General features: G+C 37.0%; 21 protein-coding genes. 17 read left to right on the top strand and 4 right to left on the bottom strand.

Annotated features, from left to right (window positions below; all coding sequences use genetic code 11):
- Nucleotides 1-40: 40 nt before the first annotated feature.
- Entirely contained in the window at nt 41-565 is a 525-nt protein-coding gene (locus DOK81_RS03610) for a TetR family transcriptional regulator (RefSeq protein WP_206908165.1), read from the bottom strand.
- A 137-nt stretch (nt 566-702) separates the two neighbouring features.
- Between DOK81_RS03610 and DOK81_RS03605 the strand changes: the two genes are divergently transcribed.
- The 4 genes from DOK81_RS03605 (at nt 703) to DOK81_RS03590 (ending at nt 4,180) form a co-directional block, all read left to right on the top strand.
- Entirely contained in the window at nt 703-1,629 is a 927-nt protein-coding gene (locus DOK81_RS03605; RefSeq protein WP_206908161.1) for a 2-dehydropantoate 2-reductase N-terminal domain-containing protein, read from the top strand.
- A gap of 255 nt (nt 1,630-1,884) precedes the next feature.
- Nucleotides 1,885-2,532 carry a YfbR-like 5'-deoxynucleotidase gene (locus DOK81_RS03600; RefSeq protein WP_206908157.1) on the top strand — a complete coding sequence of 216 codons (648 nt, stop codon included), beginning with the start codon at nt 1,885-1,887 and terminating at the stop codon, nt 2,530-2,532.
- 32 nt (nt 2,533-2,564) lie between these two features.
- Complete coding sequence (locus DOK81_RS03595; protein WP_242589877.1) at nt 2,565-3,269, top strand: carbonic anhydrase family protein; 705 nt, start codon at nt 2,565-2,567, stop codon at nt 3,267-3,269.
- Nucleotides 3,266-4,180 (top strand): LysR family transcriptional regulator, encoded by a 915-nt coding sequence (locus DOK81_RS03590; RefSeq protein WP_206908153.1) that lies wholly within the window; start codon nt 3,266-3,268, stop codon nt 4,178-4,180. Before DOK81_RS03595 ends, DOK81_RS03590 begins: the two co-directional genes overlap by 4 nt.
- Nucleotides 4,181-4,237: 57 nt before the next feature.
- Here the strand turns inward: DOK81_RS03590 and efbA are convergent, their stop codons facing one another.
- Nucleotides 4,238-5,941 carry a fibronectin-binding protein EfbA gene (efbA, locus tag DOK81_RS03585; RefSeq protein ID WP_206908138.1) on the bottom strand — a complete coding sequence of 568 codons (1,704 nt, stop codon included), beginning with the start codon at nt 5,939-5,941 and terminating at the stop codon, nt 4,238-4,240.
- 254 nt (nt 5,942-6,195) lie between these two features.
- Between efbA and DOK81_RS03580 the strand changes: the two genes are divergently transcribed.
- The 11 genes from DOK81_RS03580 (at nt 6,196) to DOK81_RS03530 (ending at nt 17,781) form a co-directional block, all read left to right on the top strand.
- On the top strand, nt 6,196-6,795 hold the full coding sequence (locus DOK81_RS03580; protein WP_206908123.1) for a hypothetical protein: 600 nt from the start codon (nt 6,196-6,198) through the stop codon (nt 6,793-6,795).
- Nucleotides 6,796-7,187: 392 nt separating this feature from the next.
- On the top strand, nt 7,188-8,237 hold the full coding sequence (trpX, locus tag DOK81_RS03575; RefSeq protein ID WP_206908120.1) for a tryptophan ABC transporter substrate-binding protein: 1,050 nt from the start codon (nt 7,188-7,190) through the stop codon (nt 8,235-8,237).
- Nucleotides 8,234-9,118: an ABC transporter permease gene (locus DOK81_RS03570; protein ID WP_206899028.1), complete on the top strand. Its 885-nt coding sequence runs from the start codon at nt 8,234-8,236 to the stop codon at nt 9,116-9,118. The genes trpX and DOK81_RS03570 overlap by 4 nt, the downstream gene beginning before the upstream one ends.
- Nucleotides 9,119-9,889 (top strand): ATP-binding cassette domain-containing protein, encoded by a 771-nt coding sequence (locus DOK81_RS03565; RefSeq protein ID WP_206908118.1) that lies wholly within the window; start codon nt 9,119-9,121, stop codon nt 9,887-9,889.
- A gap of 463 nt (nt 9,890-10,352) precedes the next feature.
- Nucleotides 10,353-11,210, top strand: coding sequence for a shikimate dehydrogenase (locus DOK81_RS03560; RefSeq protein ID WP_206908106.1), 858 nt, complete (start codon nt 10,353-10,355; stop codon nt 11,208-11,210).
- A 13-nt stretch (nt 11,211-11,223) separates the two neighbouring features.
- Entirely contained in the window at nt 11,224-12,240 is a 1,017-nt protein-coding gene (gene aroF / locus DOK81_RS03555) for a 3-deoxy-7-phosphoheptulonate synthase (RefSeq protein WP_206908104.1), read from the top strand.
- A 34-nt stretch (nt 12,241-12,274) separates the two neighbouring features.
- Nucleotides 12,275-13,348 carry a 3-dehydroquinate synthase gene (gene aroB, locus DOK81_RS03550; protein ID WP_206908269.1) on the top strand — a complete coding sequence of 358 codons (1,074 nt, stop codon included), beginning with the start codon at nt 12,275-12,277 and terminating at the stop codon, nt 13,346-13,348.
- 1 nt (nt 13,349) lies between these two features.
- Entirely contained in the window at nt 13,350-14,516 is a 1,167-nt protein-coding gene (gene aroC / locus DOK81_RS03545; RefSeq protein ID WP_206908102.1) for a chorismate synthase, read from the top strand.
- Nucleotides 14,517-14,558: 42 nt separating this feature from the next.
- Entirely contained in the window at nt 14,559-15,869 is a 1,311-nt protein-coding gene (aroA, locus tag DOK81_RS03540) for a 3-phosphoshikimate 1-carboxyvinyltransferase (protein WP_206908092.1), read from the top strand.
- The gene (locus DOK81_RS03535; RefSeq protein WP_206908091.1) at nt 15,862-16,371 is read left to right on the top strand and encodes a shikimate kinase; all 510 of its coding nucleotides are present in this window, start codon (nt 15,862-15,864) and stop codon (nt 16,369-16,371) included. Before aroA ends, DOK81_RS03535 begins: the two co-directional genes overlap by 8 nt.
- 225 nt (nt 16,372-16,596) lie before the next feature.
- Complete coding sequence (locus DOK81_RS03530; protein ID WP_206908089.1) at nt 16,597-17,781, top strand: LCP family protein; 1,185 nt, start codon at nt 16,597-16,599, stop codon at nt 17,779-17,781.
- Nucleotides 17,782-17,954: 173 nt separating this feature from the next.
- Here DOK81_RS03530 and DOK81_RS03525 read toward each other — a convergent pair whose 3' ends face one another.
- Nucleotides 17,955-18,881 (bottom strand): hypothetical protein, encoded by a 927-nt coding sequence (locus tag DOK81_RS03525; protein WP_206908087.1) that lies wholly within the window; start codon nt 18,879-18,881, stop codon nt 17,955-17,957.
- 272 nt (nt 18,882-19,153) lie between these two features.
- Nucleotides 19,154-20,776 carry an alpha-glucosidase gene (locus tag DOK81_RS03520; protein ID WP_206908086.1) on the bottom strand — a complete coding sequence of 541 codons (1,623 nt, stop codon included), beginning with the start codon at nt 20,774-20,776 and terminating at the stop codon, nt 19,154-19,156.
- Nucleotides 20,777-20,984: 208 nt separating this feature from the next.
- On the opposite strand from DOK81_RS03520, the gene DOK81_RS03515 reads away from it, so the two are divergent.
- Together DOK81_RS03515 and DOK81_RS03510 are read left to right on the top strand one after the other, a co-directional pair.
- The gene (locus DOK81_RS03515; protein WP_206908084.1) at nt 20,985-22,226 is read left to right on the top strand and encodes a sugar ABC transporter substrate-binding protein; all 1,242 of its coding nucleotides are present in this window, start codon (nt 20,985-20,987) and stop codon (nt 22,224-22,226) included.
- 139 nt (nt 22,227-22,365) lie between these two features.
- On the top strand, nt 22,366-23,259 hold the full coding sequence (locus DOK81_RS03510; protein WP_206908083.1) for a sugar ABC transporter permease: 894 nt from the start codon (nt 22,366-22,368) through the stop codon (nt 23,257-23,259).
- Nucleotides 23,260-23,267: the final 8 nt, after the last annotated feature.

Raw genomic sequence — 23,267 nt, 5'->3', positions numbered from 1 at the left:
GACGATAACAACTATTTTCATAGTGTTGTCGTCTTTTATATTAGAGTTTTGCTCCGTCTGTCGGTAGCTGAAATCGTTCAATAATTGGTTTGATTTCATACAATGATTCAATCGAAGCTTCATGAGAAGACAAATAATGATTCAAGACACCTACGATTCCATTCGCAATAAAAATTGCTTCCGTTGTTTGTGGCTGACCGTTTATGGCTGTAAAAGTCACGATATGTTTTTTTAGGTAATCAGTAAATAGACCCTGTTTATCAGAAGCAATCAACATTCGATACGTTTCCTGGTTCTCTACAATGAATTGAAAAGTTTTTATTAGCAGATCGTCTGTTTCTGTTGTTTCTGTTTGGCAATAGGTAATTAATTCTTGAATGGATTGTTGGATCATTTTTTCTAAAAGATCATATTTATCTAAGTAATTTAAGTAGAATGTTCCGCGATTGATGTCAGCTAATTCGCAAATCTCGCTAACTTTTACTCGTTCGATGCCTTGCTTCTTTAGCAATTGAAAAAAGGCTGTTTGAATAGCTGTTTGTGTTTTACGTACTCGTCGATCCATGTGATTCTCCTGTCGTTTTAAGTGATGTGTTTGTTAATCAACAGATTATCATTTTTGATGATTGATTGCTGATGCCAGTCTGTTTATTATACTGGATGTTCGTTGATTTATAAACAGGTGTTCATAAAGGAGAAAAAATGAAGCTATTAATTTATGGTGCAGGTATTCAAGGAAGTTATCTTGCACATATTCTTACTAAAAATAAAGAGAATGAAGTAACGATCCTTGCTAGAGGAAAGACGAAGGAACAGCTAGAAACAAATGGACTTGAGTTAAAACACGTTATTCAGAAGAAAAGAACAGTAGATACAATCAAAATAATCTCAAGACTAGAGCCAACAGATAAGTATGATTTGATTTTTGTCACAATGAAATACAATGATTTTGATTCTGTGATTGAACCAATTGCTGCGAATCACAGTCAAAGAGTGATTTTTGTTGGTAATCAAATGAATCCAGAAATTTTAAAAGAAAAAATCGTTCAAAAAGATCCAGCTAAACAAGTCTTTTTTGGTTTTCAAAATACTGGTGGAACAAGGGAAGGGAACTTAATTACGATTTTACGTTTCAATGGAGGCAAAATGAAAGTCTACCTTGATCCCGATGATTCCCTAATGCCCCAACTTTTAAAGCAAATTTTTGCTCAAACGAATTATCAATGGCAATCAGATCCTACCTTATTTGATTGGCTAAAAAGTCATGCGGCATTGATTATGGTGCTGAATAGCTTAGATCTTATTTATCGACAAAAAATGAAAAATAAACAAGAAATGAATCATATATTTTCTATAACAGCTTTAGCTTTTAAAGAAGCATTTACTGTCTTAGAAGAAAATGGGTATCCAATAGTACCAAAGATTCAGAAAAATTTATTGGGAAATAAATTTCTGACAAAGATTGGTTTGAAACGAATGTTTGCCACACCATTGATGGCATCTGCTCAAGGTAGTTATGCAGAAATCGAGTTGATTATTTGTTCCTTTGAAGCGTTCAAAAAAGAAACGGGTACGAAAACACCTAATCTTGATCAACTAATTAAAATCGCTGCACATGATAAACAGTAAAAAGGTGTTATCCAAAGAGAGGAATATATTTATTCCGAAAAGTGAAAACAACTCAAATCAAAACGAAACAAATCAATAAAAATTGAAACAAATTCTTTAATCGGTATCTCTTATTCTAAAATAATGGTACAAATACATTTTGTAAAACTTGTGATAAATAAAAGTTAAAAACTGGTAGTTTTAGTTCTTTGTAATTGCATGATATAAAGAGTAAATGCTATGATTGTTGGAAAAGTATGGAGGAGAGATGGCAACATGGGCTTAAATGAATATCTTTTAGGATTAAACAATTTAGAAAAAATTATTCGTGCGCCTGGCTTCTTCAAGCACACTGAACACACGGTAGCTGCACATTCGTTTCGAGTAGCATCAATCGCACAAGTTTTAGGTGATATCGAAGAAGCCAATGGGCAGGCGATTGATTGGAAACTGTTATATGAAAAATCATTGAATCACGATTATACAGAACGCTTTATTGGTGACATCAAAACACCTGTAAAGTATGCAAATAAAGAACTACGTGGGATGTTACACACAGTTGAAGAAAAAATGACTGATGAATTTATCAATCAAGAGATCCCAACAGAATTTCAAGAAATTTATCGTCGTCGATTATTTGAAGGAAAAGATGACACGATTGAAGGAGAGTTGCTCGCAATCGCGGACAAAGTGGATTTGCTTTATGAATCATTTGATGAAATCAGCAAGAATAATCCTGAAAAAGTTTATCGCGAAATGTTTATTGAATCGATTTTAACCATTAAAGAATTCGATCATCGACCAAGCGTAAACTATTTCTTTGATTTTATCTTTCCAGAATTGTTGAACCAAGAATTTTTTGGAAAAGAAGAGTTTTTAGCAGATATTTCCGCCGCTTTACAAAGAAAAAAACGAACGAACTAACTTTTATGAAAAGACTCAGGAGGACGTAAGCGTTGAAAAAAAATATGGATGTTGAATGGGGCTACTCGGGCGAGCGAGGACCAGAGAATTGGGCAAGTTTATGTGATTGGTTTGCAAAAGGAGCAGAGTTTTCCTTGCAATCACCCATCCCGCTTGTTACTTGTCAAGAAGTAAGTGATGTGAAAGAAACGATTTCTTTTCACTATCAATGTCAAAAATTCACAGATAAAGAATTTAAAAACACGATCCACTTAGTACCATTTGACCAAATCAGTTATGTCGAATATCAAGGTGAAAAATTTTATTTGACAGATATCCATTTCCATCTGCCTTCTGAGCACATTATAAATGGGAAACATGAAGACATTGAATTTCATTTTGTCCACACGAATCATCGTCAAGAAAACTTGGTTGTTGGAGTCATGTATGAGTTGCGAAGCGAGGATGGTTGGTTTTATGATCGCAATCATGAAGAACGCTGGGATTTAGCTGCACATGAACATTGGATGAATCCAGTTGTGTTTTTCCCTGAAAAGAAGAGCCACTATCATTATGTTGGTTCATTAACTACACCACCAACTGCAGGACCTATCCAGTGGTTTGTTATGGATCAAGTTGGCCAATTAAATCAAGAATTCTTGACGCCATTTGAAGGGCAGTATGCACAGCCTAACAATCGTCCGCTCCAAGCGCTTAATAATCGTAAAATTGACTATTTTGAGGGGTCAAATACATGAATATTCAACAAATGAAGTATGTGATTGCTGTTGCGAATAATGGTAGTTTTCGAGAAGCGGCTAAGAAGTTATTTGTTTCACAACCTAGCTTGTCTACAGGAATCAAAGAATTAGAGACAGAATTAGGGATCAATTTGTTTACTCGCACAAATCGAGGAGCATACTTAACTGAAGCAGGACAAGACTTCCTGCAACGTGCTGAAAAAATTTTACTTCAATTAGAATCACTTGAAAGTTATTATCAAACTAGTGAAACACGTGAAATGTTTTCAGTAGCTTCTCAGCATTATGACTTTTTGGGACCATTGATTGCAAAAATGATGACAGAATTCAATCAAGAAATCAAACAATTCAGAATCATGGAAACGACGACTGCAAAAGTGATTGAAGAAGTAAGAGAACAGCACAGTGAAGTAGGCGTACTATACATGAATGAAAAAAATCAAGCTGGGATCATGCGTTATTTACAGCAAGGTGAGCTAGTTGCCAGAACGATTCATACATTTTCCACGCATATTTTCTTGAGACAAGGACACCCATTAGCAAAACAAGCAGAAATCCATAAAAAAGAGTTGTTAGCATATCCTCAAGTTCGTTTTACTCAAGATGGTAATAATTTCCCCTATTTTTATGAAGATCTAATTGAGATTCCTGCACAAGAATCCGTTGTTTATACCAGTGATCGTGGCACGCTGATGAACTTGGTATTAGAAACAGATGCTTATGCTTCTGGATCAGGAATTGTTATTGGTGGCATCAAAGACCAAATAAAGCTTATTCCATTAGCAGATAGTCAACCAAATCAACTCTGTGTTATTCATTCTGGCAAACGTACGCTAAGTGTAGAAGCACAGCATTTTATTCACAGATTAACAAATTTGTTGATGAATGAAGGAACACACAAAAAATAATTTAGTTAATATTTTAGCCAATAAAAAGCCGAGACCATTCATCGTCTCGGCTTTTTACTATTGTTTTTTCATTTTTGTTATTGCTTCTTCAACAGGAGTCACGATAATCGTTTTTTGATTTTCATAAATAACGAATCCGGGTTTAGAACCATTTGGCTTACGGATATGTTTCACTTGAACCAAGTCTACAGGAACTTGTGCTGAATAACGATATTTTGAAAAGTAAGCAGCTAATTCTGCAGCTTGTGTAATCGTTTCATCAGAAGGATCGTTACTTTTGATAATCACATGTGAGCCTGGAATATTTTTTGCGTGGAGCCAATAATCGGTTTTTTTAGCAGTTTTCATTGTTAATAAATCATTTTGCAAGTTATTTTTTCCAACGAGAATCTGAGTACCATCTTCAGCAAAATAGACATCTGGTTGAGAAGGTTTCTTTTTCTTCTGTTTTTTAGCAGATTTCTTTTTAAAGTATCCTTGATCAGTTAATTCTTCTTTGATTGCCTCAATATCCATGGGACCTGCAATTTCAAGTTGGGCTAAAACGGAATCGAGATATTGAATTTCGTCTTTTGCTTCTTGGATTTGTTGACCAATTAGTTTAACAGCATTCTTTAGTTTCTGATAACGATGGAAATACTTTTGTGCGTTTTGATTAGGTGTTAATGCAGGGTCAAGCTTAATGGTCAAAGGTTGATCTGCTTCGTAGTAATTCGGCAAGGTGACTTCTGTTGCACCACGTGGGACTTGAGTCATAAAAGTGGTCAGTAGTTCGCCATTACGACGAAAATCTTCCGCGTTTTCGGAATCTTTTAATGTTTGTTCACGTTTTTTTAATTTATTTTGATTTCGTTTACGTTCATTTTCCATTTTACGGATCAATTCGCTACCTTGCTGTTTGGCGCGGTCTTTTTCTGCCTTATCGTGATAAAAGCCATCAAGCAAAGCACTCAAGGTTGAATAATTTGTTACTTGATCCGCAGTTGTTTCGATTGATTGATAGGAAATAGGTGTAAAGAATTCTTTATTTTTTGCTTCATAAAGAGTAGGAGAAAGTTTAATATCTAACTGCTGAAAAAAGTTTTCCCAAACAACCATTTTTTTATTGGGTTGTTCAGTTAAACGACTTGCTAATTCTTGCGCTGTATCAAAACCAAGTCCTTGAAAATGTTGCTGTAAAATTTTTGGTGTTAGTTCTAACTGAGAAAGACGTTGAAAGATTTTTTCTTTTTCTGCTGAAAATGGATTTAATTGTTCTTGTTTCGGGGGTGCAACATAAGTGACACCGGGAATCAGTGAACGATAAGTATTTTGAGAGCTTCCGATATGTTTGATAGCATCTAGAATTTTCCCGGTTTCACGATTGACTAACACAATTGTGCTATGCCGACCCATCAGCTCAACAATCAAAACAATATTTTGTAGATCACCTAGTTCATCTCGTTTTGTAAAATGAAAATGAATGACACGGTCATTTTCAACCTGTTCGATTGTTTCCAACAAAGCACCGTCAAGATGTTTTCTTAACATCATTACAAAGTTAGGAGGCGTATCAGGATTCTGATAATCAATTTGCGTAATCTGAATTCGTGCATAGCTAGGATGAGCAGATAATAGCAAGCGGTGATTGGCTCCGCGAGAGCGAATAACTAAAATGATTTCATTTTCATAAGGTTGGTGAATTTTAGAAATTCGACCAGATAATAAGGTATCACGCAACTCACTAACCATTGCGTGGGTAAAAACACCATCAAAGGACATAGTTCTTCCTCTTTTCTTTTCATAATTAGTTTCATTATAACGAAAAACAATCAGAAAGACCAATGACGGTGTAACGTTAGTAACGATTTCGTCTTTTTCATTGAAAACTTCTAGTGATTGACTTATGAAAAAGAACTTATATTTTGTATAAATAGAAAAAGTTTCGAGTAAAGATACGAATTTTTTCGTCAAAATACTTATTTATAGGTATAATAAAGAAAATGAATAAGTAACATCGAAGGAGAAGAAACGAGGTGTTTGTTATCTGGGGAGAAATAAAAGAAAAAATACAAGAAAGCTGGATAGAATTTGCTGATGCATTTGCGGAAAATCCAGTCAAATATTTTTGGCGTGTTGGTGGCCTACTTTTTTTAGCAGTGTTGTTAGCAGGATCAATGATTTTCTTACCTGAGAAAATCAAGGCAGATCAAGTAGATAGTTTGGTCTATTCAACGATTACCTCTGATAAAGTCAAAAGGTTTGATTACAGTAATGCCAAGCAAACAATCACTGATAGCAAAGCGATATCAGTCATGTTTTGCGTACCAAAAGGCAAAAACTATGAACAAGTCTTGACTATTTTAAATGATTCAAAAAAAATGGAAGAATTGAATCGCCAAATTTATTTTTATCCTCTCGTCTATGACGTAGCCAAAGAAGAAAAAGAGTATGGAATCAATAGGGAGCAAATAACATTTATCTTTTTTGATGGAGGTAAAGAGACGAACCGAGTCGTGATTGGCGCAGATGGCATCACAGATGTTTCAAACGAATTAGTACCGGAATTAAATCGTCTTCCATTAGCAAATATTAAAAAGCTTGAACTTGAAATGACAACAGACTCAACACAATAATTTACACAATGTGAATATTTCTATTGACGAATAAAAAAATTTCAATTAGACTTAAATCAAATATTTGACGAAAGGGTGAACCACAATGAACTTATCAAACCAAGCTTTACTAGGAAACAATTATGCATGGCGTAACTGGCGTAGATGAGTTGTATTGATGGCGAACTTTCCCATAGATACGACTTTTTAGAGAACAATCTAAAGTTTGTATCTATGCTAGACAAGAAATTTGACTACCGCATAGAGACTTCTATGCGGTTTTTTGTGTACTAAGGACAATGCCGTAACAGGAATTGTCCTTTTTTTGTTGGGTTTGCTTAATAATAAGACAATTTATCGATACATTGTTATCGTTCATAGCAAAAATAACTAGTTATTAACAGGAGGAGAAAATGAAAAATAAACGATTGATAGCGGTCGTAGCGCTACTGGGAATCTACTTGGTCGGTAGTTTTATCTACGAAAAAATGGGTGAGACCAAAAATGGAACGCCCACAACAACGGAAGTAAAAGAAATCGGTGTTTTACAATATGTCAGTCATCCAGCATTAGATGAAATTTATCGTGGAATCAAAGATGGATTGAAAGAAGAAGGCTTGGTGGAAGGAGAGAATCTTAAAATAAACTTTCAAAATGGTCAAGCTGATCAAAGTAAATTAGCAACGATGAGCCAACAACTTGTTCAAGCAAATCCAGCGGCATTGATTGGAATTGCAACGCCTGCAGCACAAGCGTTAGCAAATACTACAAGCGATATTCCAGTAGTATTGGGTGCTGTAACAGATCCAGTTGGGGCAGGATTAGTTGAGTCATTAGATAAACCTGGGAAAAATGTGACTGGTGTTTCTGATCAGCCACCTGTAAGTGCTCAAATCCAACTAGCAACAACTTTGTTACCACAAGCCAAAAGAATCGGGATCCTTTATGCGTCATCGGAAGATAATTCTAAGTATCAAGTTGCACAAGCCGAAGATGCTGCCAAAAAAGCTGGGTTAACTGTGACAAAATATGCAGTGCCTTCAACCAATGAGATTGCACAGACAGTTCAAGTCATGAGTCAATCTGTTGATGTTATCTATATACCTTTGGATAACACGATTGCTAACGCGATGCAAACAGTAATCAAGGAAGCAGATAAAGCGCAAATCCCTGTTATCCCATCAGTTGATACAATGGTTGAGCAAGGTGGCTTGGCAACAATTGGAATCAATCAATATCAATTAGGTGTTCAAAGTGGCAAAATGGCAGCGAAACTTGCATTAGGGAAAAGTGAAGCAGCAACGACACCTGTTTACACCTTCGATCAAGGCGATATCATCATTAATCAAGAGCAAGCCGATCGCCTAGGTGTTACGATTCCTGAAGAAATAAAAGAAAAAGCTAAAAACGTGACGCAAGAAGTAACGAAATCAACGGAAAGCTCAAAGGAGGAAAACAAATGATCGTATCATCTATTTCACAAGGAATGCTTTGGGCAATTTTGGGTCTGGGCATTTTTATGACTTATCGAATTCTTGATTTTCCTGATATGACAACGGAAGGGTCATTTCCATTAGGTGCAGCGGTTTGTGTGACCGCGATAACGAATGGAATCGCACCGATTTTTGCTACACTTTTAGGCGTGGGAGCGGGAATGATTGCTGGATTGGTAACGGGTTTACTTTATACAAAAGGAAAGATTCCTGTTATTCTTGCTGGAATTCTAGTGATGTCGGGTTTAAATTCAGTGATTTTATATGTGATGAAGACCCCTAATCTATCCTTGTTGAATCGTCCAATTTTACAAGATAGTTTCCAAAAACTCCACTTACCAAATTATTTTGATACAGTTTTGTTGGGTTTGATTGCGTTAGGTGTGATTATCTCTATTTTACTGTTTTTCTTCAATACAGATTTAGGTCAAGGTTATATTGCAACAGGTGATAACGAAACGATGGCTCGCTCTTTGGGAATCAAAACAGATCGGATGAAAATTTTAGGCTTAACGTTATCCAATGGAGTGATTGCTCTTTCTGGTGCATTGATTGCTCAAAATGATGGATATGCAGATGTGAATAAGGGAATTGGTGTAATTGTTATAGGACTTGCTTCAATCATTATTGGTGAAGTGATTTTTCAGGAATTAACATTGGCGGAACGGTTGATTGCAATTGTTGTTGGTAGTATTATTTATCAATTATTGATTTTGATTGTCATTAAGTTAGGTTTTGATACAACTTACTTGAAATTATTTTCAGCAATCATCCTTGCGTTTTGTTTGATGATTCCACAAGTGAAAAAAGCATTGAATCTAAAAACTGGTTTTGAGAAGGAGGCAAAATAAATGGCAGCAATCTTAACCATCAAAAATGGAAAAAAAGTTGTAAATAATGGACTGAATGAAAATAAAGTTTTGCTTGAAGAAATCAATCTCTCAATCAACGAAGGAGATTTTATTACTGTCTTAGGCGGAAATGGAGCAGGAAAAAGTACCCTGTTCAATACGATTGCGGGTACGCTACAACTTTCTCAAGGAAGCATTTTGTTTAAAGATCGAGTGATTACAAAAGATTCTGAAGAAAAACGTGCAGCATTTCTGGCACGTGTGTTTCAAGATCCTAAAATGGGAACAGCACCACGAATGACTGTTGCTGAAAATTTATTATTAGCGCAAAAACGTGGACAAAAACGTCCGTTACAACTACGAAATTTAAAGAAACAAAAAGAATTTTTCTATCAATTATGTGAAGAAGTTGGCAATGGGCTAGAAACTCATTTAGATACGCCAGCAGGTGAACTTTCTGGCGGACAGCGTCAAGCGTTAAGTTTATTAATGGCGACGATTCGAGTACCAGAGCTATTATTATTGGATGAACACACAGCAGCTTTAGATCCTAAAACAGCAAAATCATTAATGGAATTAACGAACCGTCGAATCACGGAACAAAAATTAACTTGTTTGATGATCACTCATCGAATGGAAGATGCGCTAAATTACGGAAATCGGTTGATTGTGTTACAAAAGGGACGAATAGTTCAAGATTTGAATGCGCAAGAAAAAGAAAATTTATCAATGAGTGATTTGTTACAATTTTTTGAGGAAGTTCTTGATTAAAAAGAAGATTCTATCAAATTGTTAGCATGAAAAGGGGCAAGAAATTAAAAAATCACATCGTCATTGTCTAGGAAACTGTGGAATCTTGTTCAAACTTTTGTACTTTTGATCCTAGTTTAACGAAATAGAATGAAAAGAAAGAGATTAGGAGTTCCAATTATCCTTGCCCCTTTTTAGTTAGTGAGACAGAGTGAAAAAGGAATTGACAAGCTCCTTTCATTCGTCCTATACTTAGTACAATCTAAGACAGTTTAGGCGTTTCGTGAGGTTACACTTTGAGTGAAAATTAAATAAGTTTCATGGGATGCTTTTCGTTTTGTGAATAATTCAAGACATCTTGCCACGTAGTCGTTTACTGTACTTTTTGTTTAGTACGAGAACACTAAGTGGCTTTTTTTGCTTCACTACGAATAATAGAGAAGAATAAATTAGTAGTAATTTGAAACAGCAAGGAGGATAAAGCGTGATTTCTGGTAAAACAAAACTTGCAGGTTTTTTTGCGAATCCAGCAGAACATAGTTTATCACCGCGGATGCATAATCGTGGCTTTCGATCGTGCGGAGTTGACGCGGTATATTTAGCTTTTAAAGTAGATCAAACAAATCTGGCACGAGCAATTGAAAGTATTCGAACCTTGGATATGTTAGGTGTGAATTTATCGATGCCTAACAAAACGGCAGCTATCGCTTACGTTGATGAATTAAGTCAAGAAGCACAGCTGATTGGTGCAATTAACACGATCGTTAACCAAAATGGGCAATTGATTGGGTATAACACAGATGGTATTGGCTTTGTGAAAGCAATGGAAGAAACAGCAAAATTTAAGATAAAAGATAAAAAAATAACTATTCTAGGAGCTGGTGGTGCGGCTAAAGCAATCACGGTACAAGCTGCTCTTGAAGGTGCTAGAGAGGTTGTTTTATATAAAAGAAACAATGAACGATTTTTAATGGTTAAACAGGAGTTTGAAAAAATCGGCGAGCAGACGAGTGCAATCGTGCGGGTAGTTGATTATGCAGATGAGGAACAACTCGAACATGATCTACAGACAAGTGAATTATTAGTGAATGCAACGGATATTGGTATGGGTGCAAAAGAAGGACAATCGCCTTTAGCGAATGCTGGCTTTTTACATGAAAACTTATTTGTGATTGATTTAATTTATTCACCAAAAAAAACTCAATTATTAAAAGAAGCGGAAAAACGAGGTGCACCTGCCTTTAATGGCTTAGGTATGCTATTATATCAAGGTGCAACGGCTTTTCAGTTATGGACGAATCACGAAATGCCACTCGATATCATGAAAGATTTATTTGAATAAAGGGGAAAAAGAAATGATTATTATTATGAAACAAGATGCAACAGATGAACAAATTTCACAAGTCGTGAATCGTGTGAAAGAAGAAGGCTTAGCTGTTCAAATGAATCGTGGGAATGAGCAACCAATCGTTGGGTTAGTGGGTGACACTAGAAAAATTCAAGATGTGGCTTTTCAGCGATATGATGGAGTAGAAGAAATTGTTCGCATTACAAATACGTATAAATTGACTTCACGTGAATTTCATCCACAAGATACAGTTGTGGATGTGAATGGGGTAAAAATCGGGGATGGTTCTTTTGTTACCATGGCAGGTCCATGTTCTATCGAAGGCTTAGATCAAATTCGTGAAACAGCTCGGATGGCGAAAGCAGGCGGTGCAAAAATTTTGCGTGGTGGAGCATTCAAACCAAGGACCTCTCCTTATGCGTTCCAAGGGTTAGAAGAAGAAGGGTTGAAATACATTCGCCAAGCGGCCGATGAATTTGATATGCAAGTAATCACTGAAGTAATGGACGAAGCTCATATTGAAATGGTGGCACACTATAGTGATATTTTACAAATTGGCGCAAGAAATATGCAAAATTTCCGTTTACTTGAGGCTGTTGGAAAAACAGGGATGCCAATTGGATTAAAACGAGGGATTTCTGGAACCATTAATGAATGGCTCAATGCAGCAGAATATATTGCTGTCCAAAACAATAACCAGATTATTTTTATTGAAAGAGGTATTCGAACGTATGAAACGGCAACGCGGAATACATTTGATTTAAGTGCAGTCCCTTTGATCAAAAAACTTAGTCATTTTCCAATCATTGTTGATCCAAGTCATGGAACTGGTGTTTGGGATTTGGTTCCTCCAATGGCTCGAGCAGGTGTTGCTGCAGGTGCAGATGGCATGATTGTTGAAATCCACCCTGATCCGGTTAATGCGTGGTCAGATGGTCCACAGTCCTTGAACGAAAAAACGTACCTGAAGATGATGGAAGAAGTGCATATTTTAGAAAAAGCAATGAAAGACATTCGTGAATAAAAGAGCTAATGACAAAGGAAATGCAGGTGTGAACATGAGTATCCAAGTAGAGCTACCAGAACATTCTTATGAAATCGTTATTGAAAAAGGATCACTATCGAAAGTTGGTCAATGGGTGAGTGCCTTGTGGTCACCGCAAAAAATTTGCTTAATAACAGATAAAAACGTTGATTCACTTTATGCTCAGACAGTGAGTGAACAGTTATCTAACGCAGGTTACACAGTGAGCAAAGCTGTGATCGAGCCGGGTGAAGCAAGTAAAACATTATATCAAGCAGAAAAACTATTTCAATTATTAACGGAAAAACAATTTACTAGAAGTGATGGCATCATTGCTTTAGGCGGTGGTGTAGTTGGTGACTTAGCAGGATTTGTTGCAGCAACATTTATGCGGGGGATTCATTTTTTACAAATCCCGACGACTTTACTTGCTCAAGTAGATAGTAGTATTGGTGGCAAGACAGCAGTGAATACCTCGTATGCCAAAAACATCATTGGTGCATTTTGGCAACCAGAAGGGGTATTGATTGATCCGGATACGTTGTCGACGTTATCACCAAGAAGAGTGAGTGAAGGACTTGCAGAAGTGATCAAATATGCCGCAATTGCGGACGAAAATTTATGGAAAACTTTAGTGAATATAAATGGGCGTGAGGAAATAGTTCATCAATCTGAACAAATAATTGAAGCTTGTTTGGCGATTAAAAAAGCGGTAGTCGAAGCAGATGAATTTGACAATGGACAACGACTACTCCTTAACTTCGGTCATACAATCGGTCATGCTGTTGAAAAAACTGCTGGTTATGGAAAAATTACTCATGGAGAAGCTGTTGCAATCGGAATGATTCAGTTAACCAGCGTCGCGGAAAAAAAAGGCTTAACAAAAAAAGGAACAACTGAAAGTTTGCGTAAAATGGTACGAAAATTTAAACTTCCTGAAGAAACAACTGAATGGTCAGAACATGCGTTATTTGAAGCAATCACTCACGATAAAAAAGCACGAGGGAATCTAGTGAAATTAGTTGTGCTAAATAAAATTGGTGAAGCAACGATTTTACCGACACCCTTAAATGAATTACTGGATTATTTGAAGAAGGAGGAGAAATGAGATGCGCTTTTTGACAGCCGGAGAATCGCATGGGTTAGAATTAACCGCGATTATCGAAGGATTGCCAGCAGGTCTTTCTTTATCTGTTGATGAAATCAATCTGGAATTGGCAAGACGTCAGGTCGGTTATGGTCGCGGTGGAAGAATGAAAATAGAAAAGGATCGAGTAAAAATTACTTCAGGAGTTCGTCATGGGTATACACTCGGCTCCCCAGTGACATTAGTTATTGAGAATAAAGACTGGAAAAATTGGCAAACTGTGATGTCGCCTGAACAAGTTGCCAAAAAGGATGCAACCCTTCGACAAGTGACTCGACCTCGACCAGGACATGCAGATCTTGTGGGAGGGATGAAGTACGGACATCGTGATTTACGAAATGTTTTGGAACGTTCATCTGCGCGGGAAACAGCAATGCGAGTAGCGATTGGTGCCGTTTGTAAACAATTGCTTCAGGAGCTAGACGTCTCGGTTGCTGGACACGTGTTAGCGCTTGGAGGTTTGGTCTGCGAGTTGCCGAATAACTTGACTGTAAAAGAAATCAAAGAACGTTCAGAGAATTCGGAATTACGCGTAACTGATCCAAAAGTTGAAACGGCGATGAAAGAGTTAATTGATCAGACGAAAAAAGCAGGAGATACTTTGGGCGGTGTGGTTGAAGTGTTAGTCGCAAATGTGCCAGCTGGGTTAGGGAGCTACGTTCATTGGGATGAAAAACTAGATGCGAAAATCGCCCAAGCAGTGATGAGTATCAATGCGTTTAAAGGCGTTCAGTTTGGTTTGGGCTTTGACATGGCAAACTTGCCCGGATCAAAAGTCATGGATGAAATCACTTGGAATGAAGCGCGGGGCTTTACTCGCCAGTCTGATAACTTAGGTGGTTTCGAAGGTGGCATGACTAATGGTGAAACGATTATCCTACAAGGTGTAATGAAACCAATTCCAACATTGTATCGTCCATTGCAAAGTGTCGATATCCAATCAAAAGAAGCGTACCATGCAAGTGTTGAGCGTTCTGACACGACAGCTGTTCCCGCAGCTAGTGTTATTTGCGAAAGCGTCGTAGCAACAGAGTTAGCGAAAGCATTTTTAACAAAATTTTCTGCAGATACTTGTACAGAATTAAAAGAAGCTGTTGACTTGTACCGTGAACGAATTGCTCAGTTTTAATGGGAACAAGTATTTTAGTTATGTTAGGAAGTGAAACAAAAGATGAAGTTACTGACAAATCAGACGAAGCTCCGAGGGACTTTACAAGTACCTGCAGATAAATCAATTTCTCATCGAAGCATTATGTTTGGTGCAATCAGTTATGGAGAAACCGTTATTCATAATTTTTTGCGAGCACAAGATTGTCTTTCCACGTTGCAGCTATTTCGAAGCTTAGGGGTCGAAATAACTGAGGAAGCAAATCAAACGATTCATATCAAGGGAAAAGGAATCGAAGGATTGCGTCCAAGTACCAGTCCGCTTGATTGTGGAAATTCAGGAACAACGGTTCGGCTTGTTTCGGGAATTCTAGCTGGTGCGGCATTCTCGTCAACGTTAATTGGAGATGCCTCATTGAGTAAACGACCAATGAATCGAATCATTGATCCACTGGTGCAGATGAACGCTCGAATAACTGGGACGACGGAGAAAGAGCTATTACCTCTGAAAATTGAACCTACCAATCAACTAATACCAATCACATATGAAATGCCCGTTGCAAGTGCTCAAGTGAAATCAGCTATCTTATTTGGGAGTTTACAGGCAAAGGGTACGACAAAGATTGTTGAAAAAACACCTTCTAGAAATCATACAGAAGAAATGATCCAACAGTTTGGTGGACGAATTCAGCAGTCAGGCAAAGAGATCACACTTGTTGGACCGCAAAAATTAACAGGTTGTGAAGTAATCATTCCAGGCGACATTTCTTCGGCTGCGTTTTTTATTGTTGCAGGTTTGTTGTGTCCAGAAAGTGAAATTACACTAACAAATGTCGGCATCAACCCAACTCGAACAGGCATTTTAGATGTAGTTAAACAAATGAATGGCCAAATCAAGCTAACGGAAGAAGATCCTATTAATCAATCAGCAACAATTCAGGTGAAAACCTCTGAACTTCACGGTATCGATATCGGAGGAGCAATCATTCCACGACTAATTGATGAACTACCTGTGATTGCGTTACTTGCTACACAAGCAAAAGGAACAACCCGAATTTATGATGCCGAAGAATTAAAAGTGAAAGAAACCAATCGAATTGATGCAGTGGCAACAGAATTAACAAAATTGGGTGCAAAAATCCAACCGACAGAAGATGGGCTTATCATTGAGGGGCCAACACCGCTCCAAATTTCCCAAAAAAATCAACAAGTTTCCAGTCATAAAGATCATCGAATTGGTATGATGCTCCAAATTGCTGCTTTGTTAGTTGAAGATGGCGAAATCGAACTAGCTGAAGCGGAAGCGGTGGCCATTTCATATCCTCAGTTCTTTAGTGATTTAGCCAAGTTAGTCCAAGGTGTGACAGATGAATAATCCAATTGTGTTAGTTGGTTTTATGGGCTCGGGGAAAACCACGATTGGCACACTTTTAGCAGAAAAACTTTCTATTTCTTTAGTGGACTTAGATGAACTGTTCGAGCAAAAATATGCGACGACGATTGCACAATATTTTGAAAAACAGGGCGAAGCACGCTTTCGTCAAGCTGAGACACTGCTACTTGAAGAACAATTGATAGATTCAAAAGCACAAGTGATTTCTACTGGTGGTGGGATTATTTTAAATCAAATGAATCGAACACTGCTAAAAAATGGTGCAACGGTTATTTTTTTGGAAGCATCAACTGTTGAACTTTATCAAAGAGTTATTCATGACCAAAAAAATGTGCGACCTTTGGCACGACAGAAAACAGTTGCTGAATTCTCAGCGCTATATCAGACTAGAAAAGCATTGTATCAAGAAGTTGCCACACTGCAAATTGAGACGACGAACAAATCACCACAAGAAATCGTGTCGGAGATCTTAACATACTGTTAAGTAGAAACTTTAGCATGATCATCGATAATCAGATAATATCCAGTAAAAAAGGTAGAGGAAAACAAGAACTTGTTTTGTTCTCCCTTTTTTTAAGAAATCGACTGAAAAAAGCAGTATTTCAAAGAAAAAATCGTTATTTTTTGTTAAATTGGACTTAAGTAGCATGCTTTTTATTGTCAGGTAACGTATCCTTGAGCTATCACTAGGTAATTAGGAGGAAATACGATGAGTCGAATGGACCGTCACAATAAAAAAAATAAAGGAAAATCCTTAAAGAACCACACAGACAATCTCTTCGCTCGCCGTCAACGAAAGCAGGATATTCAGCGAGAGTCAGATCAACCTATAGGACAAAAACAAAACAATCCGTCATTTTCGAATGATTTTGATCCATCAAACAATCAGTTGAACCGACCGTTTGATGAATACAATGAATATGAGCAACTTAATCAGCAACCAACTGGGAAAAAGAAGTTTTTCCGGAAAAAGAAATCATCACAGCAACTGCCAAAAGGACGAAAAAAACGTTCATGGAAGAAAATACTTCTTGGCCTTTTCATTCTTGTTCTACTTTATTCAGGGATTTCTTTTTTTGCTGGAAAATTTATGGCTGAGCATGATAGTAGTTTAGCCAATGCGCCAGTTGAGACCTTCAACGGTGTTCAGTCTGAAAACGGTGCGAAAAATATCCTGATTTTGGGAAGTGACACAAGGGGTGAAGATGCTGGACGCGCAGATACGATCATGGTTTTACAGTTAAGAGGACCAGCTCACAAACCTAAACTTGTTTCATTTATGCGGGACAGCTTTGTTAACATTCCTGGTGTAGGCCAAAACAAAATTAATTCTGCTTATGCCTATGGCGGTGCAGAGTTAGTTCGGCAAACGTTAGCAGAAAACTTTGGAATCGAGTGTCAATATTACGCAAAAGTCGATTTCCAATCATTTGAAAAAGTAATTGATGCTTTATTTATGTTTGGCGTGAAACTAGATGCTGAGAAAGACCTGAATCTTGATGGTGTCGATATCAAAAAAGGGGTCCAAAAAATGGACGGGCATGTTTTATTGCAGTATGCACGTTTTCGAATGGATGAAGAAGGGGACTTTGGTCGTGTCAGACGTCAGCAACAGGTGATGAATGCGATTTTCAGTCAATTAAAAAATCCAATCAACCTGCTTCGAGCACCTTATGCGGCTGGGAAGGCAATTGGTTATACTTCAACAGATGTTACTGCAACATTTTTAGCAACTCATTTACTTTCGATTGGTCGTGGCGCAACAGGTATTGATCGATTAAGTGTACCCGTTGAAGGTTCATGGGACTATGGAAACAGTGAGTATGCGGGAAGTGTTTTGGTTATTGATAATCAAATGAATCAAGCAGCAATCACCACCTTTTTAAATGAGTAATTTGGGTGAAAATAGGAACGCTGTTATCAGACAAGCACATAGGGAAGGAATAGAAAAATCCTAGGACAAGATAGTCCTAGGATTTTTTTGCTTCTATTCGTGAAGACTTTTGCTCGTTTTACTCGTAAAGAATGCAAAAACCACGCACAAAACGTGTGGTTCAATTTTAATTTCTAGTCTTCAAAACCACATAACCCATATGAACCTTGTGCTTCAGACAGTGGAATACTTACAACCGAATTTGCATTATTTAGACCTCGACAATTTGGATCGTAATGATATTTTCGACCAGAGTCAGGCGCAATATAAACCATTTGCTGATTTTGATTTTGTTGAGCAGCAGCTTGAGCAGCGGCAGCTTGTTCCTCAGCGATTCTGGCTTGTTCTGCTTGTTCCTCAGCAATCCGCTTAGCTTCCGCAGCAGCTTGCTCATTGGCAACACGTTTAGCTTCCGCAGCAGCCTGTTCCTCAGCGACACGTTTGGCTTCAGCGGCAGCTTTTTCTTCGGCAACTCGTTGTTCTTCAGCGACACGTTTAGCTTCTGCGGCTTTTTCCTCAGCAACGCGTTTTTCTTCTTCCCCCTTTTTTTCTGCAGTGACGATAGTCTGTTCAACCTTATTTGCTCGTTCAGTTAATGTACTGCTTCCACCGGGAATTTTTTCAATCGCTGCTAGCGCAACTTTTAGTTGCTCTCTGGTTGGTTCTTTTTCCGCTTTTTCAACTTCTTGTTGTGCATGTTTGGTTAATTTTTCTAGTTCTTTTTGCTTAGCCTTTTCTTTTGAAATCTCGGTGGTATCTTTCGTTGATGATTCACTTGTTTTTGATGACTTGGTTATGTGAGTCGAACTACTGGTAGTTTCTGTAGTTACAGCCGATCCGGTTCCACATGCACCAATAATCAGTGAAAGAGAAAAGATGATGGGAAGCAACCATTTTTTTCGCTGACCTCTTGGCATTTGTTTTAATTGCCAACCAGCTAATGCGAAGAGTAAGGTACCAAGTGTCATCGAAGTGGTTATCTCCCTATTGATTACTGATTGAATGAATAAAATCATTCCAATCCCCCAAAACAACCAAGTTATCCCGTTTTTCTTTTTCATTTTTTCCTCCTAAATAATTTTTGCTCCCACTTATTGGCAGGTAGCGATAGTCGCCACTTTGTCATGTGAAAGTTATTTAAATTTGAACTTAAAATAACTTTTTTATTAAATAATTTTACTATATTATCTCTGATAATCAAACAGTTATTTGGTAAATTAAAATGACAAAATAAAAAGGATGGTTAGCGGTTACTTTTGAAAGTATTTTGCTATAAATAAAAACGGCTATTTTTCTAGTTACTAAAATCGTAAATAGAAAAATAGCAGAGTGTTCAAGGTTTAAGTTTTACAACAAAAGTTTCGTATGGACGTAAGTTAAGGTTGTCAATTGAAGAATATGTCACATTGTAATTACTAATAATTGTTGTTTCTGGTTTTCCAGAAAAGGAATAGAAGGTCTCTTGATCTGAAAAATTTGCACAGACTAACCAAGTCTCTTGTTTATAACTTCTTTTATAGGCAAAAATTGTAGGAGCAGTATTTAATAACTCATAGCTTCCCCAAATAATAATCGGATTTTTTTTACGCAAAAGAATCAGTTTTTGATACGTATAGAAAAGTGAATCAGGATTTTTTAAATTTGCTGCAACATTGATTTGCTTGTGATTAGGATTGATTGGATACCAAGGAGAAACAGGTGAGAATCCTCCAAAGATCGTATCGTCCCACTGCATAGGTGTACGCGCATTGTCACGACCTTTGGTATTGATTGATTCAAGAATCTTTTCTTTAGCTATCCCTGCTTTTTGTTGATCTTGATAAAAATTTTGACTTTCGATATCTTGAATTTGTTTGGCGGAATGAATCGGGAAATTCGTCATACCGATTTCTTCGCCTTGATAAATAAATGGCGTCCCGCGCATCAGGTGGAGCAGGATTGCTAACATTTTCCCGCTCTCTAAAGAATAGTTTTCATCGCCCCAACGAGACAAAATCCGAGGCTGGTCGTGATTGCTCCAAAATAAACTATTCCAAGCATTTTCAGGCAGAGCTGTTTGCCATTTTGAAAGTACCTTTTTTAGTTCAGGAATACTTAACTTTTTGAGTGCCCACTTTGAGCGTCCGGTCTGCTCATCTAATGCCATGTGTTGGAATTGAAAGACCATGGAAAGTTCGTTTCTTTCTGGTGCCGTATATAATGGTGCCGTTTCAGGAGTCACACTTCCTGTCTCGCCAATAGTGACTAAATCTTTTTCTTTTAAGGCCTCATGATACATTTCTTGGAGATAGATGTGTAAGTTTGGTCCGTCACCTAAGATTTCTTTTTCAGGTTGTTTTCCAATTAAATCAATGACATCTAATCGAAAACCACCAATTCCTTTGTCGATCCAAAAACGCATCATTTTCCAAATATCTTCTCGCATATTAGGATTTTCCCAATTTAAATCTGGCTGATTTTTTGAAAATAGATGTAAGTAATAACGATTTTGCTTTTCGTTGAATGCCCAAGCTGTCCCACCAAAAAAAGACTGAAGATCATTAGGTGGTTCTTTCTGCCAAACATAATAATCTTGATACTTTTTATTTCCTTTTTCTGCTTCTAAAAACCAGGGATGCTGATCAGACGTATGATTAACAACTAAATCCATAATGATTTGTATCCCAAAAGTTTTCGCTTTAGCAATTAATTGTTCAACGTCCTTCATTGTTCCGAATTCAGCTAAAATTTCATAATAGTTATCAATATCATAACCATTATCAACATTAGGAGAGGAATAAATAGGTGATAACCAAATAGCATCAATTCCTAGTTGATGTAAGTAGGGGAGACGAGAGATGATTCCTTTGATATCACCAATTCCGTCATGATTGCTGTCTTGAAAACTCTTTGGGTAGATTTGATAAAAAACTGCTGATTGCCACCAAGGTACGTTATCTTTATTGTTTTTATGCATAAAAAGCTCCTTTCTAGTGAAACGTTTCTAGATGCTGATCAATAAAGTTTATACTATTTTATGATTCAGCTTTTATTATAATCAAAAAAATTGAGCATTCAATCCTTTTTTTCTGGAAAAAATATTTTAGAAAGCGCTTTACAAATCAAAAACAAGCTAGTATACTTCTCCCTATAGAAACGTTTCACTAAAAATGGAGGAGTAAAAAATGAAACTATCAAAGAAAATTGGCTTATTAGGATTGACAGCTGTAATGGCACTCGGTGGATTGGCGGCATGTGGTTCAAGCAATAATTCAGCAAAAGATAGCGAAGTTTTAAATATTTGGGGAATGGGGGATGAAGTAAAGCAGTTATCAAAAATGACGGATAAATTTACAGATGAAACGGGGATTGAAGTGAAAATTCAGTCTATCCCATGGTCAAATGCGCATGACAAATTATTAACGGCTGTAGCTTCAAAGAGTGGTCCAGATGTTTTACAAATGGGAACAACTTGGATGCCTGAATTTCAAGAAGCTGGTGCATTAGCTGATATGTCAAGTTACATTGATAAGTATGATGCAATGAATCCAGATAATTTTTATGAAGGTTCTGTAGAAACGACACAATTTGATGGAAAGTCTTATGGCATTCCTTGGGCAGCAGAAACACGTGTTTTATTTTATCGAACAGATATCTTAGAGTCAGTGGGGTATAAAGAGCCACCGAAAACTTGGGAAGAATTAACGGATGCTGCGAAAAAATTAGCAGCACGTGGAGAAGATAAATATGGAATCAACATTGATTCCAAGGAACAAACGCTAGGATTCATGTTTGCACGGCAAAATGGCTCACCTTTGATTAAAGATGACCAACCGGAATTTGATCAAGCACCATTTGTTGAGAGTGTTGCATACTTGAACAATTTTATCCAAAAAGGCTATGCACCTAAACAAGATCTTGGTTTAGATGTCAGTCAAACATTTTCTGGTGATGCAATGGTTCCAATGTTCATTAGTGGGCCATGGATGGCAAAAACAGTGAAAGATACTGTTCCAGATATTGATGGAAAATGGGCAATTGCACCATTACCTAGTAAAGAAAACAATATCTCATCTATGGGCGGTTCAAACTTAACTATTTTTGAATACTCAGAGAAAAAAGATGACGCGGCGAAATTTATTAACTTTATGGCACAGCCAGATAATCAGTTAGAGTGGATGCATTTGACAGATGCACTTCCAACAGCTAAAAAGACTTGGGAAAATCCTGAACTGAAAGATGATCCAATTTACAGTGTCTTCAACGAACAATTACTTAATTCAGAACCAATGCCATTGATTACACAATTTGAAGAAATCGCACAAAACTATTTGAAGCATTTTGAACAAATCTACCTAGGTGGTCAAGATGTTCAAAAAGAAATGGATTCATTTAATCAAGAAACAGAAACTTTACTAAATAAATAGTTTATTGGCCTGAGATCAGCAGCTCATGTCGCGATCTCAGGTCGATTTATTCAATTAAACCGGCGAAAGAATCTAATGGTTGTTTCTCAATTTTAGCAATCATGTTGGCTTTCACCATTCTAGAAAGGAAGTCCTGAAAGTGAAAAAAAGTCGAACACTTAAAGCACCTTACTTATTTATTGCACCTGCACTTCTTTTACTTTTGCTTTTTTCAATCATTCCGATTTTTGTCGCTTTTTTTATTAGTTTTACTGATATGAGCTTGGTAGGATTAGCTGATTGGTCAAAAATCAATTTTGTTTCATTCGATAACTATCAAGAAATCATCAGCGATCCAGTGTTTTTAAAAAGCATTCAAAATACGATTTTTTATGTTGTTTTAGGTGTACCATTGGTCATTGTCATGTCATTGGGTTTAGCATTGATGATTAACTTTGGAAAAAATAAAATATTTTCAGCTTTTCGAATGATTTTTTACACGCCAGCAATTACCAACGTGGTCGCTGTTGCAGTGGTGTTTAGTTACCTTTACAATCCAAGTTTTGGTTTCTTGAACTATCTGCTGTCTTTAGTACATTTGCCATCTGTGCCTTGGTTAACAGATCCAACAATCGCAAAAATCTCTTTGATCATCTTGGGAGTTTGGCGAGCGGTTGGAGCGAACATGTTGATCTTTTTGGCAGCAATTCAAGGGATTCCCAAAGAATTATATGAAGCAGCATCATTAGACGGAGCTTCAAAAAAAGCCCAGATTTTTTATATCACGATACCATCATTACGTTTTTCAACTTTCTTTGTAACGGTGACAACTTTAATCGGCTGGCTTCAATTTTTTGAAGAACCATTTGTAATGACGAATGGTGGACCACTAGATAGCACGACTTCAGTTGCGTTATTCATTTATCGTAATGGGTTCCAATTCAGTAAGTTTGGTTATGCTGCTGCGGGGTCATTTATTTTGTTTGCAGTGATTATCCTAGTTACTTTATTCCAGTTTAGAATGCAAAAACGCAATTTTGAAAATCAACTGTAAAGGTGTGA

It is taken from the genome of Enterococcus sp. DIV0660C (assembly GCF_017316125.1).
Taxonomy (GTDB): domain Bacteria; phylum Bacillota; class Bacilli; order Lactobacillales; family Enterococcaceae; genus Enterococcus_B.
This window is presented reverse-complemented; position numbering and strand designations above follow the sequence as displayed.

Coding starts and splice junctions, on each gene's coding strand:
- DOK81_RS03610 (WP_206908165.1), bottom strand. CDS start 565: ATGGATCGACGAGTACGTAAAACACAAACAGCTATTCAAACAGCCTTT.
- DOK81_RS03605 (WP_206908161.1), top strand. CDS start 703: ATGAAGCTATTAATTTATGGTGCAGGTATTCAAGGAAGTTATCTTGCA.
- DOK81_RS03600 (WP_206908157.1), top strand. CDS start 1,885: ATGGGCTTAAATGAATATCTTTTAGGATTAAACAATTTAGAAAAAATT.
- DOK81_RS03590 (WP_206908153.1), top strand. CDS start 3,266: ATGAATATTCAACAAATGAAGTATGTGATTGCTGTTGCGAATAATGGT.
- efbA (WP_206908138.1), bottom strand. CDS start 5,941: ATGTCCTTTGATGGTGTTTTTACCCACGCAATGGTTAGTGAGTTGCGT.
- trpX (WP_206908120.1), top strand. CDS start 7,188: ATGAAAAATAAACGATTGATAGCGGTCGTAGCGCTACTGGGAATCTAC.
- DOK81_RS03570 (WP_206899028.1), top strand. CDS start 8,234: ATGATCGTATCATCTATTTCACAAGGAATGCTTTGGGCAATTTTGGGT.
- DOK81_RS03565 (WP_206908118.1), top strand. CDS start 9,119: ATGGCAGCAATCTTAACCATCAAAAATGGAAAAAAAGTTGTAAATAAT.
- aroF (WP_206908104.1), top strand. CDS start 11,224: ATGATTATTATTATGAAACAAGATGCAACAGATGAACAAATTTCACAA.
- aroB (WP_206908269.1), top strand. CDS start 12,275: ATGAGTATCCAAGTAGAGCTACCAGAACATTCTTATGAAATCGTTATT.
- aroC (WP_206908102.1), top strand. CDS start 13,350: ATGCGCTTTTTGACAGCCGGAGAATCGCATGGGTTAGAATTAACCGCG.
- aroA (WP_206908092.1), top strand. CDS start 14,559: ATGAAGTTACTGACAAATCAGACGAAGCTCCGAGGGACTTTACAAGTA.
- DOK81_RS03535 (WP_206908091.1), top strand. CDS start 15,862: ATGAATAATCCAATTGTGTTAGTTGGTTTTATGGGCTCGGGGAAAACC.
- DOK81_RS03530 (WP_206908089.1), top strand. CDS start 16,597: ATGAGTCGAATGGACCGTCACAATAAAAAAAATAAAGGAAAATCCTTA.
- DOK81_RS03525 (WP_206908087.1), bottom strand. CDS start 18,881: ATGAAAAAGAAAAACGGGATAACTTGGTTGTTTTGGGGGATTGGAATG.
- DOK81_RS03520 (WP_206908086.1), bottom strand. CDS start 20,776: ATGCATAAAAACAATAAAGATAACGTACCTTGGTGGCAATCAGCAGTT.
- DOK81_RS03515 (WP_206908084.1), top strand. CDS start 20,985: ATGAAACTATCAAAGAAAATTGGCTTATTAGGATTGACAGCTGTAATG.